A 19036-nucleotide genomic window follows, 5' to 3' on the forward strand; every position below is an offset into this window, starting at 1 on the left:
TTCGTCGTACTTCTTGGCCGAACCGCCAAACTTGGCTGCCAGCACCGTAGCAATTGCTGCCGTCAGGGTGGTCTTACCATGGTCAACGTGACCGATCGTACCAACGTTCACGTGCGGTTTAGTCCGCGAGAACTTTTCCTTTGCCATTTTTCAGCTCCTAATCGAAACCAGTATGTCGTGTTCATAGTGCCGCCACGCACAACGCGCGGCGGCGGATTTTTTACTTACTTGCCACGTGCCGTGATCACGGCGTCGGCTACGTTCTTCGGAGCTTCAGCGTAGTGCTTGAACTCCATCGTGTACGTAGCACGGCCTTGCGTGGCCGAACGCAGCGAGGTCGAGTAGCCGAACATCTCTGCCAGCGGAACTTCCGCGCGCAGGATCTTGCCACCGCCGACCATGTCGTCCATGCCCTGGATAATGCCGCGACGCGACGACAGATCGCCCATCACGTTACCCATGAAGTCTTCGGGCGTTTCCACTTCCACGGCCATCATCGGCTCGAGCAGCACGGGGCTTGCGCGGCGCATGCCTTCCTTGAAGCCCATGGAGCCGGCCATCTTGAACGCGTTTTCGTTCGAGTCCACATCGTGGTACGAACCGAAGAACAGCGTGACCTTGACGTCGACCACCGGGAAGCCTGCCAGGACGCCGGCGTTCAGAGTGTCCTGAATGCCCTTGTCCACTGCAGGGATGTATTCGCGCGGAACCACGCCGCCCTTGATGGCGTCGACGAATTCGTAGCCCTTGCCCGGTTCTTGCGGCTCGAGCTTCAGTACCACGTGACCGTACTGGCCACGGCCGCCCGACTGCTTGACGAACTTGCCTTCCACTTCGTCGCAGGTCTTGCGGATGGTTTCGCGGTACGCAACCTGGGGCTTGCCCACGGTGGCTTCGACGCCGAATTCGCGCTTCATGCGGTCAACCAGAATTTCGAGGTGGAGCTCGCCCATGCCCGAAATGATGGTCTGGCCGGATTCTTCGTCGGTCTTCACGCGGAACGACGGATCTTCCTGTGCCAGGCGGTTCAGGGCGATGCCCATCTTTTCCTGGTCGGCCTTGGTCTTCGGCTCGACAGCCTGCGAAATCACCGGCTCCGGGAACACCATGCGTTCCAGGATGATGATGTGGTCCGGATCGCACAGCGTGTCGCCCGTGGTGGCTTCTTTCAGGCCAACCGCGGCGGCGATGTCGCCTGCCAGCACTTCCTTGATTTCTTCGCGCTGGTTGGCGTGCATCTGCAGAATCCGGCCCAGGCGTTCCTTCTTGCTCTTGACCGGGTTGTAGATGGTGTCGCCCGAATTGACCTTGCCCGAATAGACGCGGAAGAAGATCAGCTGGCCGACGAACGGGTCGGTCATGATCTTGAACGCCAGAGCGGAGAACTTTTCGTCGTCCGCGGCACGGCGCGACACTTCCTTGTCGTCGTCGTCCACGCCGGTGACCGGCGGGATGTCGACCGGCGACGGCAGGAAGTCGATCACGGCGTCCAGCATACGCTGCACGCCCTTGTTCTTGAACGCGGTGCCGCACAGCATCGGCTGGATTTCGCAGGCGATGGTGCGGTCGCGCAGGCCCTTGATGATCTCGGCTTCGGACAGTTCGCCCTCTTCCAGATACTTGTTCATCAGCTCTTCGTTCGACTCGGCAGCTGCCTCGACCATCTTCTCGCGCCATTCGTTGCACGAGTCGGCCAGTTCAGCCGGGATGTCCACGTAGTCGAACTTGGTGCCTTGGCTGGCCTCGTCCCAGATGATCGCTTTCATCTTGATGAGGTCGACCACACCCTTGAAGGTGTCTTCGGCGCCGATGGGCACAACGACGGGAACCGGGCTAGCCTTCAGGCGGGTCTTCAGCTGGTCGTAGACCTTGAAGAAGTTCGCGCCGGTACGGTCCATCTTGTTGACGAAGGCCAGGCGCGGCACGCCGTACTTGTTAGCTTGGCGCCAGACGGTTTCCGACTGGGGCTGCACGCCACCCACTGCGCAGTAGACCATGCAGGCGCCGTCCAGCACGCGCATGGAGCGCTCCACCTCGATGGTGAAGTCCACGTGGCCCGGGGTGTCGATGATGTTGATGCGGTGTTCCGGGTAATTGCCGGCCATGCCCTTCCAGAAGGCGGTGGTCGCAGCGGAGGTGATCGTGATGCCACGCTCCTGTTCCTGCTCCATCCAGTCCATCGTGGCGGCGCCATCGTGCACTTCACCGATCTTGTGATTCACACCGGTGTAGAACAGGATACGCTCGGTCGTGGTGGTTTTACCCGCGTCAATGTGAGCCGAGATACCGATATTGCGGTAGCGCTCAATGGGAGTCTTACGAGCCACTTTAATCCTCTATTCGTCCGTGAGACGCCGGCATCTCATTGCCAACGCCCGTAACACAAACGGGCGAGCGTGTGAAAACACAGCCCGCCCGGCAACCAACCGCGTATAACTCGCGCGCTTTAGAAGCGGAAGTGCGAGAACGCCTTGTTGGCTTCGGCCATGCGGTGCACTTCGTCGCGCTTCTTCATCGCGCCGCCGCGGCCTTCCGCAGCTTCCAGCAGCTCACCTGCCAGGCGCAGCGCCATCGACTTCTCGCTGCGTTTTTTCGCGGCCTCGCGCAACCAACGCATCGCCAATGCCAAACGACGCGACGGACGGACTTCGACCGGAACCTGATAGTTGGCGCCGCCCACGCGACGGCTCTTCACTTCGACCACCGGCTTCACGTTGTTGATCGCAACGGAAAACACTTCAACGGGGGCCTTGCCTGCCTTCTTTTCGATCTGGTCGAAYGCGCCATAAACGATACGTTCGGCAACCGACTTCTTGCCGTCCAGCATCAGGACGTTCATGAACTTGGCAACTTCAACGTTACCGAACTTCGGATCGGGCAGGATATCCCGCTTGGGGACTTCACGACGACGTGGCATCTTCTTTCCTTTAGATTCAGTTGAGAGCGCGGCAATGATTTCCCGCTCTCCGGCCACCAACTAGCTTGCCTTCCATTGAGGCAAATTCGCCGGGTGACCACTTACTCGACGGCACGGCGCATAAACGCTCCGTTGTACCGCCGCCTGGTGACAGCACCATGACGCAACCGCCACAGGCCATCGTTTGTTGCTTCGGGCTTTGTGCCCGGCTTGCCTGGCGTTAGCCTTAAGCAGCCTTCGGACGCTTCGCGCCGTACTTCGAACGTGCCTGGCGACGATCCTTCACGCCTTGCAAGTCCAGCGAGCCACGGACGATGTGGTAACGCACACCCGGCAAGTCCTTCACACGGCCGCCGCGGATCAGCACGACCGAGTGTTCTTGCAGGTTGTGGCCTTCACCGCCGATGTACGAGATGACCTCGAAACCGTTGGTCAGGCGCACCTTGGCGACCTTACGCAGTGCCGAGTTCGGCTTCTTCGGCGTCGTGGTGTACACACGGGTGCACACGCCGCGACGCTGGGGGCAGTTCTCAAGCGCCGGGCTCTTGCTCTTGACGACTTCAGAGACACGCGGCTTGCGAACCAGTTGGTTGATAGTTGGCATTGTTCAATCCAGCTTGGTTTTACGGAAAAACACCCCTGGGGCCACAAGCAATGGGCCGAAGAGGCAACGACGGGTTTTGGGCGGGAAAAGTGAGCGAGCGCTCTTGAGACGGACCTGTGGAGGAACAGACTGGCCAAAGAGCGCGAGCTCGCCTGGGATCCCGCTGCGACCACACCACCAGAGCATCACACGATCCCCTGGCGGGCTTGCCGATTGCGAACCGAGGGCCACAATTACGACAGGCGAGCGAAATCCAAAGCCAAAAACTCGAATCTGACATACTAGCAGCGACTACGTAAACCGTCAAGCAGCTTCTGACAGAAGCGCACTGGTCGGCTTAGGCCCGGGCAAAGGCCTCAAAAGTCCTCCACGGCGCCCAGCGCTTCCAGGATGGCATCGCCGTAGCGCTCCAGCTTGGCGGCGCYGATGCCGGGGACTTCAGCCATTGCCGTCAACGAATCCGGCGCGCTGCGTGCCAGCTCGGCCAGCGTGGCGTCATGGAAGATCACATAGGCCGGCACACCGTGCTCGCGCGCCGTCTCGGTGCGCCACTTGCGCAGCGCTTCCCAGTTGGCCAATGCCTCGGTGTCCATGCCGGCGGTATGGTCGGTGCGTGTGCCGGCGGAGCCGCGCGCGCCACGCTCGCCGCTCTTGGCTGGCTTGCTGACCTGGCGGCGCAGGGTGATCGGCATCTCGCCCTTGAGCACCGCGCGGGCAGCGTCGCCCAGTAGCAGGGCACCGTGACCGCCATGGTCGATCACCAGCAGGCCGTGGGCGATCAACTGGCGGAAAATGGCGTGCCACTCGGAGACCGAACGGTCCGCGCCGATGCCAAACGTGGAGACCTTGTCATGGCCCCATTGACGGATTTTTTCCGACGCGTTGCCGCGCAGCACGTCGACCATATGGGTCGCGCCGAAATGAACGCGGCTGGCCTGCGCCGTGCGGTAGACGCAGGACAGCGCCATCTGCGCTTCACGCGTGCCGTCCCAGGTGGCGGGCGGCTCCAGGCAGGTGTCGCAGTTGCCACAGGGTTCGCTGGCTTCGTCGAAATAGCCAAGGATGCGCACGCGGCGGCAGCCGGCCGTCTCGCACAGCCCGAGCAGGGCATCGAGCTTGGCGGACGAGACCCGCTTGTGCGCATCGTCTGCCTCGGACTCGTCGATCATGCGCTTTTGCTGAACCACGTCGCCGAGGCCGTAGGCCATCCAGGCGTTGGCCGGCAGCCCGTCGCGGCCGGCACGGCCGGTTTCCTGATAGTAGCCTTCCATGCTCTTGGGTAAGTCCAGGTGCGCCACAAAGCGCACGTCCGGCTTGTCGATGCCCATGCCAAAAGCGATGGTGGCCACCATGATCACGCCCTCTTCCTCGCGGAAACGCGCCTGGTGGTGCTGGCGCACGCCCGCATCCATGCCGGCGTGGTACGCCAGCGCGTTGAGGCCCTGGGCGCTGAGGTAGCTGGCGGTGTCTTCCACCTTCTTGCGCGACAGGCAATAGACGATGCCGCTGTCGTGCGTGCCGTCGGCGGCCAGGTGCTCGGCCTTGATAAAGGCCAACAGCTGCTGGCGCGCATTGTCCTTCTCGACGATGCGATAGCGGATATTGGGGCGGTCGAAGCTGGAGACGAAGACGCGGGCGTCGTGCAGCGCGAGGCGCTCGACGATTTCCTCGCGTGTGACGGAATCCGCCGTGGCCGTCAGGGCAATGCGCGGCACTTCCGGGAAGCGCTCGTGCAGCACCGACAGCTGGATGTACTCGGGTCGGAAGTCATGGCCCCACTGTGATACACAGTGCGCCTCGTCGATGGCGAACACGCCGATACGGGTACGCTGGAGCAGGTCCTGGAAGCGCGGCGTCATCAGCCGCTCGGGCGCCACATAGAGGATTTCCAGCCGGCCGGCGAGCAGATCGCGCTCCACCGCGGAAGCCTCGGCCCCGCTGAGCGTCGAGTTCAGCACTGCCGCGCGCACGCCCGCCTCGGACAGCGCCGCGACCTGGTCCTGCATCAGCGCGATCAGCGGCGACACCACGATGCCGGTGCCCTGCCCGGCCCGCTGCCGCAGCAGCGCGGGGATCTGGTAGCACAGCGACTTGCCGCCGCCGGTCGGCATCAGGACCAGGCAATCGCCGCCATCGGCCACATGGTCGATGATCTCCCCCTGCCGGCCGCGGAAGGCGTGGTAGCCAAAAACATCCTTGAGAATCGCCAGGGCGCGCGACATAGCAACAGCTTAAAAAAGGGGTGGGACCGCGAAAGGCGTAACCATACCACCAAGGGCGCGGCTAACTACTTCGGCCTGTGACGAATGTTCCCGGATTTCTTTCGCCTGGCGGCGCATGGTGCACGGGTCCGTGCCCTTGCGGCAAAACATAAGCATGACGAATAAAAGTGGCCGACAAAGACCGAAACAAATAAAACTAGCCGTATAGCTACAGGCAAAAAAAACCCGGCCACCAGGGCCGGGCTTTTTCATGCAGCTTGCTTGCAGGTTCAGGCTGGCAGTCTTAGTCTTAGACCGCGTCGCCCTCGCCTTCGGTCGTCGCCGGCACCACCGGCGGCTCGATGAAGAGCGACTGCTCTTCGTCGGAGATCGCCTGGGCACGTTCGCGCTCGGCCGCCTCGCGCGCCTTGCGGGCACGGTGGTAAGCCAGACCCGTACCAGCGGGGATCAGTCGACCAACGATCACGTTTTCCTTCAGACCACGCAGGTCGTCGGTCTTGCCCATGATCGCGGCTTCCGTCAGCACGCGGGTGGTTTCCTGGAACGATGCCGCCGAGATGAAGCTGTCGGTAGACAGCGACGCCTTGGTGATACCGAGCAGCAGGTTTTCGTACGTGGCCGGACGCTTGCCTTCGGCGATCACGCGATCGTTCTCGTCGAGCAGTTCCGAACGCTCCACCTGTTCACCCGGGATGAACTTGGTGTCGCCCACATCCGCGATCTGCACGCGGCGCAGCATCTGGCGCACGATCACTTCGATGTGCTTGTCGTTGATCTTCACGCCCTGCAGACGGTACACGTCCTGCACTTCGTCGACGATGTAGTGCGCCAGCTCCTCGATGCCCTTCAGGCGCAGGATGTCGTGCGGGTCCGCCGGACCTTCCACGATCATTTCGCCCTTGTTCACCACCTGGCCATCGTGCACCAGGACTTGCTTTTCCTTGGTGATCAGGAACTCGTGGGCGTTGCCGTCCAGGTCCGTAATCACCAGGCGTTGCTTGCCCTTGGTGTCCTTGCCGAACGACGTGGTGCCGGTGACTTCCGCCAGCACGGCGGCATCCTTCGGCGAACGCGCTTCGAACAGCTCGGCCACACGCGGCAGACCCCCGGTAATGTCGCGGGTCTTTTGCGATTCGGTCGGGATACGTGCAAGCACTTCACCCACGTGCACCTGCTGGCCGTCCTTCACGGTGATCAGCGCGCCGACCTGGAAGCCGATGGTCACGGAGTGGTCCGTGCCCGGGATCTTCACCTCCTGGCCGTTGGCGTCGAGCAGCTTCACCTGCGGGCGCAGGCCCTTGGTGGCAGCCGTACGGCGCTTGGCATCAATCACCACGAGGGTCGACAGGCCGGTGACCTCGTCCATCTGCTTGGCGACAGTCACGCCTTCTTCGACGTTCTCGAACTTGGTCGTGCCGGTGTACTCCGACACGATCGGGCGCGTCAGCGCGTCCCACGTGGCCAGTTGCGTGCCAGCCTTGATGGCCTGGCCGTCCTGCACCAGCAGCGTGGCGCCGTACGGGATCTTGTGGCGCTCGCGCTCGCGGCCGTGGTCGTCGGTGATCAGCGCTTCGCCCGAACGCGAGATGACGATCAGCTCGCCCTTCGCATTGGTGACGTAACGCATGGTCGCCGTGAAACGCACGGTACCGGTTGCCTTCGCTTCCACGCTGGATGCCACGGCCGAACGCGATGCCGCGCCGCCGATGTGGAACGTACGCATGGTCAGCTGGGTGCCCGGCTCGCCAATCGACTGGGCGGCGATCACGCCAACCGCTTCGCCGGAGTTCACCAGCACGCCGCGGCCAAGGTCGCGGCCATAGCACATGCCGCACAGGCCGTAGCGCGTGTCGCACGACAGCGGCGTGCGCACCTTCACTTCGTCCACGCCGATGGCGTCGATCATGTCGACCAGGTCTTCGTCCAGCAGGGTGCCGGCCTCGATCGCGGTTTCCTGGGTTTCAGGGTTCACCACATCGGACACCGTCACACGGCCGAGAATCCGGTCGCGCAGGGCTTCGATCACTTCACCGCCTTCGACCAGGGCCTTCATGGCCACGCCGTTGGTCGTGCCGCAATCGTCTTCCACCACCACCAGATCCTGCGTCACGTCGACCAGACGACGGGTCAGGTAACCCGAGTTCGCGGTCTTCAGTGCCGTATCCGCCAGGCCCTTACGCGCGCCGTGGGTGGAGATGAAGTACTGCAGAACGTTCAGGCCTTCACGGAAGTTCGCCGTAATCGGCGTTTCAATGATCGAGCCATCCGGCTTGGCCATCAGGCCACGCATGCCAGCCAGCTGACGGATCTGCGCTGCGGAACCGCGCGCGCCCGAGTCGGCCATCATGTAAATCGAGTTGAAGGAGTCTTGCTTCACGGTGTTGCCGTGACGGTCGACCACGTCTTCGTGCTGGAGCTGCTCCATCATCGCCTTGCCCACCTGGTCGCCGGCGGCGCCCCAGATGTCCACGACGTTGTTGTAGCGTTCCTGATCGGTCACCAGACCCGACATGTACTGCTTGTCGTATTCCTTCACCTTGGCAGCCGCGTCGGAAATGATCTTTTCCTTTTGCGGCGGCACCAGCATGTCGTCGATGGCGATCGAGATACCAGCGCGCGTTGCCAGGCGGAAGCCCGACTGCAGCAGCTTGTCAGCGAAGATCACGGTCTCGCGCAGGCCGCACTTGCGGAACGCGGTGTTGATCAGGCGCGAGATTTCCTTCTTCTTCAGCGGCTTGTTCAGCACCGAGAAAGGCAGGCCCTTCGGCAGGATCTCGGACATGATCGCGCGGCCGACCGTGGTGGCCTGCAGCGTGATCTTGGGCGCAAAGCGGGCGTCGCCCACTGCGTCCTTGTCGACCAGTTCATACTCGGTGATACGCACGTTCACGCGCGAAGCCAGTTCGACTTCCTTGTTCTCGTAGGCGCGGATCACTTCGCTGATGTCGGCGAACGTCAGGCCTTCGCCCTTGCCGTTGATCTTGTCGCGGGTCGTGTAGTACAGACCCAGCACCACGTCTTGCGACGGGACGATCGACGGATCGCCGTTGGCCGGGAACAGCACGTTGTTGGAGGCCAGCATCAGCGTGCGGGCTTCCATCTGCGCTTCCAGCGACAGCGGGACGTGAACAGCCATCTGGTCACCGTCGAAGTCGGCGTTGAACGCCGCGCAGACCAGCGGGTGCAGCTGGATGGCCTTGCCTTCGATCAGCACCGGCTCGAACGCCTGGATGCCCAGGCGGTGCAGCGTCGGTGCGCGGTTCAGCATGACCGGATGCTCGCGGATCACCTCTTCGAGGATGTCCCACACCACCGCGGTCTGGCTTTCCACTTCCTTCTTCGCCGCCTTGATGGTGGTGGCGATGCCCATCGTTTCCAGCTTGTGGAAAATGAAGGGCTTGAACAATTCGAGCGCCATCAACTTGGGCAGGCCGCACTGGTGCAGCTTGAGGGTCGGGCCCACCACAATGACCGAACGGCCGGAGTAGTCGACGCGCTTGCCSAGCARGTTCTGACGGAAACGGCCGCCCTTGCCCTTGATCATTTCGGCCAGCGACTTCAGCGGACGCTTGTTGGCGCCCGTCATGGCCTTGCCGCGACGACCGTTGTCCAGCAGCGAGTCAACCGCTTCCTGCAGCATGCGCTTTTCGTTGCGCACGATGATTTCAGGCGCCTTCAGTTCGAGCAGGCGCTTCAGGCGGTTGTTACGGTTGATGACGCGGCGATACAGGTCGTTCAGGTCCGAGGTGGCGAAACGGCCACCATCCAGCGGGACCAGCGGACGCAGTTCGGGCGGCAGCACCGGCAGCACTTCCAGGATCATCCATTCCGGCTTGATGCCCGAACGCTGGAACGCCTCGAGCACCTTCAGGCGCTTGGCGAACTTCTTGATCTTGGCTTCGGAGCCGGTGGTCTGCAGCTCGGCGCGGATCGTTTCGATCTGCTTTTCGATGTCGATGCCGCGCAGCAATTCACGGATGCCTTCGGCACCCATCATGGCCACGAACTCGCCTTCGCCATACTCTTCGCACTTGGCGATGTAGTCGTCCTCGGACATGATCTGGCTCTTCTTGAGCGGAGTCATGCCGGGTTCGAGCACCACGAATGCTTCGAAGTACAGAACGCGCTCGATATCGCGCAGCGTCATGTCGAGCACCATGCCCAGACGCGACGGCAGCGACTTCAGGAACCAGATGTGCGCGGTCGGCGCAGCCAGTTCGATGTGGCCCATGCGCTCGCGGCGCACCTTGGCCAGCGTCACTTCAACGCCGCACTTCTCGCAGATCACGCCGCGATGCTTCAGGCGCTTGTACTTGCCGCACAGGCACTCGTAGTCCTTGATCGGGCCAAAGATCTTGGCGCAGAACAGACCATCGCGCTCGGGCTTGAACGTCCGATAGTTGATGGTTTCCGGCTTCTTCACTTCACCGTACGACCACGAACGGATCTTCTCTGGCGATGCCAGGCCGATCTTGATCGCGTCGAACTGCTCTTCCTGCTGAACCTGCTTAAAGAGATCGAGCAATGCTTTCATTGCAACTCCTTGTTTCGCCGCCAGCCCGACAGCATGTCGGGCCCGCGGCATTCATCCTGTGGGAAAACCGTAGCGGGCATTCGGCGGCAGGCGGGCCATTTACGGCCGGCCTGCCGCGCACTCTCGATCCGAATCAATAGCGATCGAGGTCGATGTCGATACCCAGCGAACGGATTTCCTTCACCAGCACGTTGAACGATTCCGGCATGCCGGCATCGATCGAGTGCTCGCCCTTGACGATGTTCTCGTAGACCTTGGTCCGGCCGTTCACGTCATCGGACTTGACCGTCAGCATTTCCTGCAGCACGTAGGAGGCGCCATATGCTTCCAGCGCCCACACTTCCATTTCACCGAAACGCTGGCCACCGAACTGCGCCTTACCACCCAGCGGCTGCTGGGTCACCAGCGAGTACGGGCCGGTCGAACGCGCGTGCATCTTGTCGTCGACCAAGTGGTGCAGCTTCAGCATGTGCATCACGCCCAGCGTCACCGGACGCTCGAACGCTTCGCCGGTACGGCCGTCGTGCAGCGTGACCTGTTGCTTGGAAGCGGTCAGGCCCATGTCCTTGGCGATCTCTTCCGGGTACGCCAGGTCCAGCATGCGGCGGATTTCGTCTTCGTGCGCACCGTCGAACACCGGCGTGGCGAACGGGACACCCTTCTTCAGGTTGGTCGCCAGTTCCAGCACTTCAGCGTCCGACAGGCTGTCGAGGTCTTCCGGCTTGCCGCTCTCGTTGTAGATCTGGGCGAGCAACGGACGCAGTTCCTGCGCCTTCGCCTGTGCCTTGAGCATGGAGCCGATACGCTGGCCCAGGCCGCGCGCGGCCCAACCCAGGTGGGTTTCCAGAATCTGGCCCACGTTCATCCGCGAAGGCACGCCGAGCGGGTTCAGCACGATGTCGGCGGGTGTGCCGTCGGCCATGTAGGGCATGTCTTCGATCGGAACGATCTTGGACACAACGCCCTTGTTGCCGTGACGGCCTGCCATCTTGTCGCCAGGCTGCAGGCGGCGCTTGACGGCCAGGTACACCTTGACCATCTTGATCACGCCCGGCGGCAGTTCGTCGCCTTGCGTGAGCTTCTTGCGCTTTTCTTCAAAGGCCAGGTCGAACTCGTGACGCTTCTGCTCGATGGCTTCCTTGACGGCTTCCAGCTGGGCAGCCACTTCTTCGTCGGCCGGGCGGATGTCGAACCAGTGGTACTTGTCCAGATCGGCCAGGTACTCACGGGTCAGCTTGGCGCCCTTGGACAGCTTCTTCGGACCGCCATTGACGGTCTTGTCGAGCAGCAGGCGTTCCAGACGCTGGAAGGCATCGCCTTCCACGATACGCAGCTGGTCGTTCAGGTCCAGGCGGTAGCGCTTGAGTTCATCGTCGATGATGGACTGGGCACGCTTGTCGCGGGTCACGCCTTCGCGGGTGAAGACCTGGACGTCGATCACGATACCGCTCATCCCCGAGGGGACGCGCAGCGAGGTGTCCTTCACGTCCGAAGCCTTCTCGCCGAAGATCGCGCGCAGCAGCTTTTCTTCCGGGGTCAGCTGGGTCTCGCCCTTGGGCGTGACCTTGCCGACCAGCACGTCCCCGGCTTCCACTTCGGCACCGATGTAGGTGATGCCGGACTCGTCCAGACGCGCGAGTTGCGCCTCGGCGAGGTTGGAGATGTCGCGGGTGATTTCTTCCGGTCCCAGCTTGGTGTCACGGGCGACGACCGACAGTTCCTCGATGTGGATCGAGGTGTAGCGGTCTTCGGCCACCACGCGTTCGGAGATCAGGATCGAGTCTTCGAAGTTGTAGCCGTTCCACGGCATGAACGCCACCAGCATGTTCTGGCCGAGCGCGAGCTCGCCCAGGTCGGTCGATGCGCCGTCGGCGATCACGTCGCCACGGGCGACGAAATCCCCAACCTTGACCATCGGACGCTGGTTGATGTTGGTGTTCTGGTTCGAGCGGGTGTACTTGATCAGGTTGTAGATGTCGACGCCGACTTCACCGGCGACAGCTTCCTCATCGTTCACGCGAATCACGATACGCATGGCGTCGACGTAGTCCACCACGCCGCCACGGGTCGCCTGGACGGCAGTACCCGAGTCGACCGCAACGGTACGCTCAATGCCGGTACCCACCAGCGGCTTGTCCGGACGCAGGCAAGGCACGGCCTGACGCTGCATGTTGGCGCCCATCAGTGCACGGTTCGCATCATCGTGCTCGAGGAACGGCACCAGCGATGCCGCGGCCGAGACGATCTGCGAAGGCGCCACGTCGATGTACTGGACGCGGTCCGGCGTGACCATACGGGTTTCCCGCTCGCTACCTTCACGCGACGACACCAGTTCGTCGATCAGGGTACCGTCGGTGTCAACCGTCGCGTTGGCCTGCGCCACCACGTACTTGCCTTCTTCAATGGCGGACAGGTAGTCGACCTGGTCGGTCAGCTTGCTGTCGACCACCTTGCGGTACGGCGTTTCCAGGAAGCCGTACTCGTTCAGGCGTGCATACAGTGCCAGCGAGTTGATCAGGCCAATGTTCGGGCCTTCCGGCGTTTCGATCGGGCACACGCGGCCGTAGTGGGTCGGGTGCACGTCACGCACTTCAAAGCCTGCGCGCTCACGGGTCAAACCGCCCGGGCCAAGTGCGGAGACGCGACGCTTGTGCGTGATCTCGGACAGCGGGTTGGTCTGGTCCATGAACTGCGACAGCTGCGACGAACCGAAGAACTCGCGGATGGCCGACGAAATCGGCTTCGAGTTGATCAGGTCGTGCGGCATCAGGTTTTCAGTCTCGGCCTGGCCCAGACGTTCCTTGACGGCGCGCTCGACGCGCGACAAGCCGGCACGGAACTGGTTTTCGGCCAGTTCGCCAACGCAGCGGACGCGACGATTGCCCAGGTGATCGATGTCATCGACCTCACCCTTGCCGTTGCGCAGGTTGACCAGGATCTTGATGGTCTCGAGGATGTCCTCGTCCTGCAGCACCATGCTGCCTTCACCGCTCGGGCGGCCCAGGCGGCTGTTGACCTTCATGCGGCCAACGCGCGACAGGTCATACGACTCTTCGCTGTAGAACAGGCGCTGGAACAGGGCTTCCACCGCGTCTTCGGTCGGCGGCTCGCCGGGACGCATCATGCGGTAGATCGCGATACGCGCAGCGGTCTGGTCCGCGGTGTCGTCCACGCGCAGCGTCTGCGACATGTACGGACCTTGGTCCAGATCGTTCGTGTACAGGGTCTGGATCTGCTTGACACCGGCTTCGCGCAGGTTTTCCAGCACGGTTTCGGTCAGCTCGTCGTTGGCGTTGGCAATCACCTCACCGGTATCCGGGTCGATGATGTTCTTCGCCAGCACGCGGCCGAGCAGGTAGTCTTCCGGCACGCTGATCAGCTTGGTGCCGGCGGAATCCAGGTCGCGGATATGCTTTGCGTTGATCCGCTTGTCCTTCTCCACGACGACACGGCCGTCCTTGTCGGCGATGTCGAAGCGCGCGACTTCACCGCGCAGGCGTTCGGGCACGAATTCCATCTGCGCGCCTTCCGACTGCAGGGTGAAATTGTCGAACACGAAGAAGTGCGCGAGGATTTGCTCGGGCGTCAGGCCGATCGACTTCAGCAGGATCGTGACCGGCATCTTGCGGCGACGGTCAACGCGGAAGTACAGGATGTCCTTCGGGTCGAACTCGAAATCGAGCCACGAGCCGCGGTAAGGAATAATCCGTGCCGAGAACAGCAGCTTGCCCGAGCTGTGGGTCTTGCCCTTGTCGTGTTCGAAGAACACGCCAGGCGAACGGTGGAGCTGCGAAACGATCACACGCTCGGTACCGTTGATGACGAAGGAGCCGGTCGACGTCATGAGCGGAATTTCGCCCATGTAGACTTCCTGTTCCTTGACTTCCTTGACCTTGCCCGGATTTTCCCGATCGTTGATGATCAGGCGTACCTTGGCACGCAGCGCCGAGTGGAAGGTCAGGCCACGCTGTTGACATTCCTTGACGTCGAACGGCGGGTTGGAGAGGTGGTAGGAGACGAACTCCATACGGGCGAGCCCGTTGTGCGACACAATCGGGAAGATTGCACTGAAAGCCGCTTGCAGGCCCTCGGTTTTGCGACGCGAGGGTGGCGCACCCTCTTGCAGAAACTGAGCGTAGGATTCAATCTGGGTGGCAAGCAGGAAAGGAACCTGATGAACCGTCGCGCGCTTCGCAAAACTTTTGCGAATGCGCTTCTTTTCGGTGAAGCTGTACGCCATGGGATCTCCGAATCATCGCAGGGCTGGCTGGACCTGGCGCAGCACCTGAGGTGTTCAGCGACTGGGAGGGGATTTGGCGGTTGGCCGCTACCAACCTCTGGCTGACGGTGTCCGCACGCTGCGAGCCGGCAGAAACGACGCAATGCGTCATACCGGCCCGGGGGACACCCGACCAAACTTGTCTTCTGCAGTCGGTTCAGAAGACAAACATCAGCAACCACCTAGTGTGCCACTGATGTTTGGCCTCTGCTCAAGCTTAGGCATACGCCCAGCTCTCAAGCATCGTTTGCGCCATTTATTCACGCTTCCGAGTGCACAGTAAAACACACATCGCAGAAGCGCAAAAAGGCTGGCGCCGGGAATCTCCCTTTGCCAGCCCCATTCGCGTGCCAAAAGGCACGCGAGTACAGCTTACTTGACTTCGACCTTTGCGCCGGCGTCTTCCAGCTTCTTCTTGGCGTCGGCTGCAGCAGCCTTGTCCACGCCTTCCTTGACAGCCTTCGGTGCGCCGTCAACCAGATCCTTGGCTTCCTTCAGGCCCAGGCCGGTGATTTCGCGAACAGCCTTAATCACGCCAACCTTGTTTGCGCCGATTTCCGACAGGATAACGTTGAATTCGGTTTGCTCTTCAGCGGCAGCAGCGCCTGCGCCCGGGGCAGCAGCCACGGCCATCGAAGCGGCGGACACGCCAAACTTTTCTTCGAACGCCTTGACCAGGTCGTTCAGTTCCATCACGGACATCGAGCCTACGGCTTCGAGGATGTCGTCTTTGCTGATTGCCATTTGGAATACTCCTGCTAAATGTGATTCGGTATCGGTAATGCGATCTTGATGAGCCAGGCTGCGAAAGGCTTACGCCTTAAGCAGCTGCGCCTTCGCTCTCGGCGGCGGCAGCAGCGCCTTCGCCTTCGGCAGGGGCGCCTTCGCTCTTCTTGGCGGCCAGTGCAGCCAGCAGACGGGCGAAGCCCGACACCGGTGCCTGCATCACGCCAAGCAGCTGAGCAATCAGTTCGTCACGGCTCGGGATCGAGGCCAGTGCCTTGACGGCAGCAGCATCGAGCACGTTGCCGTCGTACGACGCTGCGCGCAGAACCAACTTGTCGTTGGTCTTGGCAAAGTCGTTCAGAACCTTGGCCGACGACACTGCATCTTCGGAAATACCGTAGATCAGCGGACCGGTCATTTGCTCTGCGAGGCCGGCAAACGGCGTGCCTTCCACGGCGCGGCGGGCCAGCGTGTTCTTCAGAACACGCAGGTACACGCCTTGCTCGCGGGCCTTGGCGCGCAGCTTGGTCAGATCGCCAACCGCAATGCCGCGATATTCGGCTACGACGATGGTCTGGGCTTTAGCGACTTGCGCCGAAACCTCAGCAACGACGGCCTTCTTATCTTCAATATTAAGTGGCACGGTTAAGCTCCAAAACGATGCTTGTTCCCCGGATCGTCCGGGGCACGCACATCAGTCCAAACGAACGGCGTCCGATTTGGCCCGAATCACCCGGGTCATTGCCCGGATTCTTCAATCCCTCGGGTGCGCCATCTGCGCTGGTGGGCCGGGAGGCGTCGCGGCAGGCCAAAGCCACGCTGCGTACGTTCCGTCCGATTAAGGCGAGGCAGCCAACCTACGGCCGCGCCCGCCACCAGCGGTCTTTGATAACCAGCGGTGCCTGCTCCACGCTTGCGCGCCGGCGGGCACCACTGCCCAAAGCCTTGCTCCTTCATCCTGCGGTGTCCTATCGGGCACCGCCTGACTCGGGAGACGATCCCGGCCTGGGCCGGGATCCTCAATGCTTTACGCTGGGCGACGTTATCGGGTCCGCCCTGCGGTTGCCGCCAGCCTTAGGCCGACAGCGAAGCCTGTTCCACGCGAACGCCAACGCCCATGGTGGACGAAACAGCGATCTTGCGCAGGTACACGCCCTTGCTGGTAGCCGGCTTCGACTTCACCAGGGCTTCGATCAGCGCGCTCAGGTTGCGCTTCAGATCGGCGTCCTGGAACGAACGGCGGCCAATGGTGGCGTGGATGATACCGGCCTTGTCGACACGGTATTGCACCTGACCGGCCTTGGCGTTCTTCACAGCCTGGGCGACGTCGGGGGTAACCGTACCGACCTTCGGGTTCGGCATCAGGCCGCGCGGGCCCAGGATCTGGCCCAGCGTACCAACGATACGCATCGTGTCCGGCGAGGCGATCACGACGTCGAAGTTCAGGTTGCCGGCCTTGACTTGTTCAGCCAGGTCTTCCATACCGACGATTTCGGCGCCAGCTGCCTTGGCGGCTTCAGCCTTTTCACCTTGGGCGAACACAGCCACGCGAACCGACTTGCCGGTACCGGCAGGCAGCACGACGGAGCCACGAACCACCTGGTCCGACTTCTTCGCATCGATGCCAAGTTGCACGGCCACGTCGATGGATTCGTCGAACTTGGCCGATGCGCAGCCCTTCACCAGGCCCAGGGCCTCGTCGATCGGGTAGAACTTGGTGCGCTCGATCTTCGCCTTGTTCGCGGCGGTGCGCTTGGAAACCTTAGCCATTTACAGACCCTCCACGGTGATGCCCATCGAGCGAGCCGAACCGGCGATCGTACGGACGGCAGCGTCCAGATCGGCAGCGGTCAGGTCAGCGTTCTTTGCCTTGGCGATTTCTTCAGCCTGGGCACGCGTGATCTTGCCAACCTTGTCGGTGTGCGGCTTGGCCGAACCCTTGGTCAGGCCAGCTGCCTTCTTGATCAGAACGGTCGCCGGGGGCGACTTCATCACGAAGGTGAAGCTCTTGTCGGCGAAGGCGGTAATCACCACCGGCACCGGCAGGCCGGGTTCCATGCCTTGGGTCTGCGCGTTGAACGCCTTGCAGAACTCCATGATGTTCAGACCGCGTTGACCCAGTGCGGGGCCCACGGGCGGGGAGGGATTTGCCTTACCAGCCGGAATTTGCAGCTTGATAAAGCCAATGATCTTCTTGGCCATATTTACTCCAATCCGGACCGCTTCCTGGCGGAATGCGATCCTGTTGAGTCGTAGCGCGCTATCRCTGCAGGGATGGTTCATCCACCCCAGCCAGCCTCACGCTCCTCTTGTGGCCAGCCCCTTTCGAGACTGGCCGCTGCATTTTTCGCTGACCTTGCAGTCAGCATAAAACGCGAAAACCTGAACTGCTTAAACCACACAGACCACTTAGACTTTCTCGACCTGGCCGAACTCGAGCTCGACCGGGGTGGCACGCCCGAAGATGGTGACCGAGACGCGCAGGCGCGATTTCTCGTAGTTCACTTCCTCGACGTTGCCGTTGAAGTCGGTGAAAGGGCCGTCCTTGACGCGAACCATTTCGCCCACTTCAAAGAGCGTCTTGGGACGCGGCTTCTCGACCCCTTCCTGCATCTGGGTCATGATCTTGTCGACTTCCTTCTGGGAAATCGGACTCGGGCGATTGCGCGCACCGCCGACGAAGCCAGTGACCTTGCTGGTGTTCTTCACCAGGTGCCAGGTCTCGTCGGTCATTTCCATCTCGACCAGCACGTACCCCGGGAAGAAGCGACGCTCGGTGACAGACTTCTGCCCACCCTTGATTTCAACGACTTCTTCGGACGGGACCAGGATGCGGCCAAACTTGTCCTGCATTTCGGCGCGCTCAATGCGTTCCTGCAGCGCGCGCTGCACACTCTTTTCCATGCCGGAATAGGCGTGCACCACATACCAGCGCTTCTTCGACGAAGGCGATTCAGCTGCGGGGACTTCCTGTTGTGCGTTATCCGTCATGTTCTATCCTTCATTTCCAGCCCAGCACGAGCGAAAAGATGACCCACTCGATGAGCTTGTCCGCAGACCACAGGAACACGGCCATGATCACGACAAAGACAAACACCAGGCCCGTCATCTGCCCGGCTTCCTTGCGGGTGGGCCAAACGACCTTGCGGACTTCGCGATACGATTCCTTGGAGAAACCGATGAAATCCTTGCCTGGCGCCGATACCAGCGCGACCACCACGCCCAGCGCAATGCCGCCGAACAGCGCAGCGCCACGCACGTAGGACGGTTGCTGTGCCAGAGCATAGAAACCGATGACGCCGGCAACCACCAGTAGCACCGCGGCGCCAAGCAACCACTTACCACTGGCGGCGTTGACGGTTTCGACGTTGGGATTGGCCATGTTTCGCAAACGAGACTAAGCCGCGTCACGATACTCTCTATCGCGACGCGGCTGATTGAATTGGCAGGGGCAGAGGGAATCGAACCCCCAACCTTCGGTTTTGGAGACCGACGCTCTGCCAGTTGAGCTATACCCCTAAAACAACTGTGGGGTCGGCGATTAGGCCAACCCCTCTGGCAACGAATACGGCCGGTTGGTGCCGTATCCGCTGTTCGACTTTATCAGTCGAGGATCTTTGCCACGACGCCGGCGCCGACGGTACGACCGCCTTCACGGATGGCGAAACGCAGGCCTTCTTCCATGGCGATCGGGGCAATCAGCTTGACCGTGATCGACACGTTGTCACCCGGCATGACCATTTCCTTGTCCTTC

Annotated in this window: 13 protein-coding genes, 1 tRNA gene and 1 pseudogene; all 15 read right to left on the bottom strand. The window is 61.8% G+C overall.

Annotated features, from left to right (window positions below; genetic code table 11):
• The coding region (locus AB4061_RS39045; protein ID WP_441641430.1) for a GTP-binding protein at positions 1–147 on the bottom strand (147 nt) is incomplete at its 3' end.
• Positions 148–224: 77 nt separating this feature from the next.
• On the bottom strand, positions 225–2327 hold the full coding sequence (gene fusA, locus AB4061_RS39050; protein ID WP_150985749.1) for an elongation factor G: 2103 nt from the start codon (positions 2325–2327) through the stop codon (positions 225–227).
• A gap of 119 nt (positions 2328–2446) precedes the next feature.
• Positions 2447–2917: a 30S ribosomal protein S7 gene (gene rpsG, locus AB4061_RS39055; protein WP_035876146.1), complete on the bottom strand. Its 471-nt coding sequence runs from the start codon at positions 2915–2917 to the stop codon at positions 2447–2449.
• 226 nt (positions 2918–3143) lie between these two features.
• On the bottom strand, positions 3144–3521 hold the full coding sequence (gene rpsL, locus AB4061_RS39060; RefSeq protein WP_006162330.1) for a 30S ribosomal protein S12: 378 nt from the start codon (positions 3519–3521) through the stop codon (positions 3144–3146).
• 356 nt (positions 3522–3877) lie between these two features.
• Positions 3878–5743 (bottom strand): DNA helicase RecQ, encoded by a 1866-nt coding sequence (gene recQ / locus AB4061_RS39065; RefSeq protein ID WP_441641428.1) that lies wholly within the window; start codon positions 5741–5743, stop codon positions 3878–3880.
• Between the two features lie 289 nt (positions 5744–6032).
• Entirely contained in the window at positions 6033–10277 is a 4245-nt protein-coding gene (gene rpoC / locus AB4061_RS39070; RefSeq protein WP_043350381.1) for a DNA-directed RNA polymerase subunit beta', read from the bottom strand.
• A gap of 133 nt (positions 10278–10410) precedes the next feature.
• Positions 10411–14517, bottom strand: a complete 4107-nt coding sequence (rpoB, locus tag AB4061_RS39075) for a DNA-directed RNA polymerase subunit beta (RefSeq protein ID WP_441641429.1) — start codon at positions 14515–14517, stop codon at positions 10411–10413.
• Positions 14518–14928: 411 nt separating this feature from the next.
• The gene (gene rplL, locus AB4061_RS39080) at positions 14929–15300 is read right to left on the bottom strand and encodes a 50S ribosomal protein L7/L12 (protein ID WP_006162333.1); all 372 of its coding nucleotides are present in this window, start codon (positions 15298–15300) and stop codon (positions 14929–14931) included.
• Between the two features lie 76 nt (positions 15301–15376).
• Positions 15377–15925 carry a 50S ribosomal protein L10 gene (gene rplJ, locus AB4061_RS39085; RefSeq protein ID WP_017224513.1) on the bottom strand — a complete coding sequence of 183 codons (549 nt, stop codon included), beginning with the start codon at positions 15923–15925 and terminating at the stop codon, positions 15377–15379.
• 431 nt (positions 15926–16356) lie between these two features.
• Entirely contained in the window at positions 16357–17052 is a 696-nt protein-coding gene (gene rplA, locus AB4061_RS39090; protein WP_006162337.1) for a 50S ribosomal protein L1, read from the bottom strand.
• Positions 17053–17484 carry a 50S ribosomal protein L11 gene (gene rplK, locus AB4061_RS39095; RefSeq protein ID WP_006162338.1) on the bottom strand — a complete coding sequence of 144 codons (432 nt, stop codon included), beginning with the start codon at positions 17482–17484 and terminating at the stop codon, positions 17053–17055.
• 207 nt (positions 17485–17691) lie between these two features.
• Complete coding sequence (nusG, locus tag AB4061_RS39100; protein ID WP_006162340.1) at positions 17692–18273, bottom strand: transcription termination/antitermination protein NusG; 582 nt, start codon at positions 18271–18273, stop codon at positions 17692–17694.
• 10 nt (positions 18274–18283) lie between these two features.
• A complete protein-coding gene (gene secE / locus AB4061_RS39105; RefSeq protein WP_006162342.1) occupies positions 18284–18664 on the bottom strand; it encodes a preprotein translocase subunit SecE in 381 nt (126 codons plus the stop codon).
• Positions 18665–18725: 61 nt separating this feature from the next.
• A tRNA-Trp gene (locus AB4061_RS39110) sits at positions 18726–18801 on the bottom strand.
• Between the two features lie 84 nt (positions 18802–18885).
• Positions 18886–19036: pseudogene (gene tuf, locus AB4061_RS39115) on the bottom strand (elongation factor Tu); the annotation flags it as partial.

It is taken from the genome of Cupriavidus sp. YAF13 (genome assembly GCF_052113425.1).
Classification (GTDB): Bacteria; Pseudomonadota; Gammaproteobacteria; order Burkholderiales; family Burkholderiaceae; genus Cupriavidus.

What these genes read in the sequence shown, in the direction of transcription:
- rplK (WP_006162338.1), bottom strand. Translation starts at nt 17,484, where the DNA reads ATGGCCAAGAAGATCATTGGCTTTATCAAGCTGCAAATTCCGGCTGGT.
- rplA (WP_006162337.1), bottom strand. Translation starts at nt 17,052, where the DNA reads ATGGCTAAGGTTTCCAAGCGCACCGCCGCGAACAAGGCGAAGATCGAG.
- rplL (WP_006162333.1), bottom strand. Translation starts at nt 15,300, where the DNA reads ATGGCAATCAGCAAAGACGACATCCTCGAAGCCGTAGGCTCGATGTCC.
- rpsL (WP_006162330.1), bottom strand. Translation starts at nt 3,521, where the DNA reads ATGCCAACTATCAACCAACTGGTTCGCAAGCCGCGTGTCTCTGAAGTC.
- rpoB (WP_441641429.1), bottom strand. Translation starts at nt 14,517, where the DNA reads ATGGCGTACAGCTTCACCGAAAAGAAGCGCATTCGCAAAAGTTTTGCG.
- nusG (WP_006162340.1), bottom strand. Translation starts at nt 18,273, where the DNA reads ATGACGGATAACGCACAACAGGAAGTCCCCGCAGCTGAATCGCCTTCG.
- secE (WP_006162342.1), bottom strand. Translation starts at nt 18,664, where the DNA reads ATGGCCAATCCCAACGTCGAAACCGTCAACGCCGCCAGTGGTAAGTGG.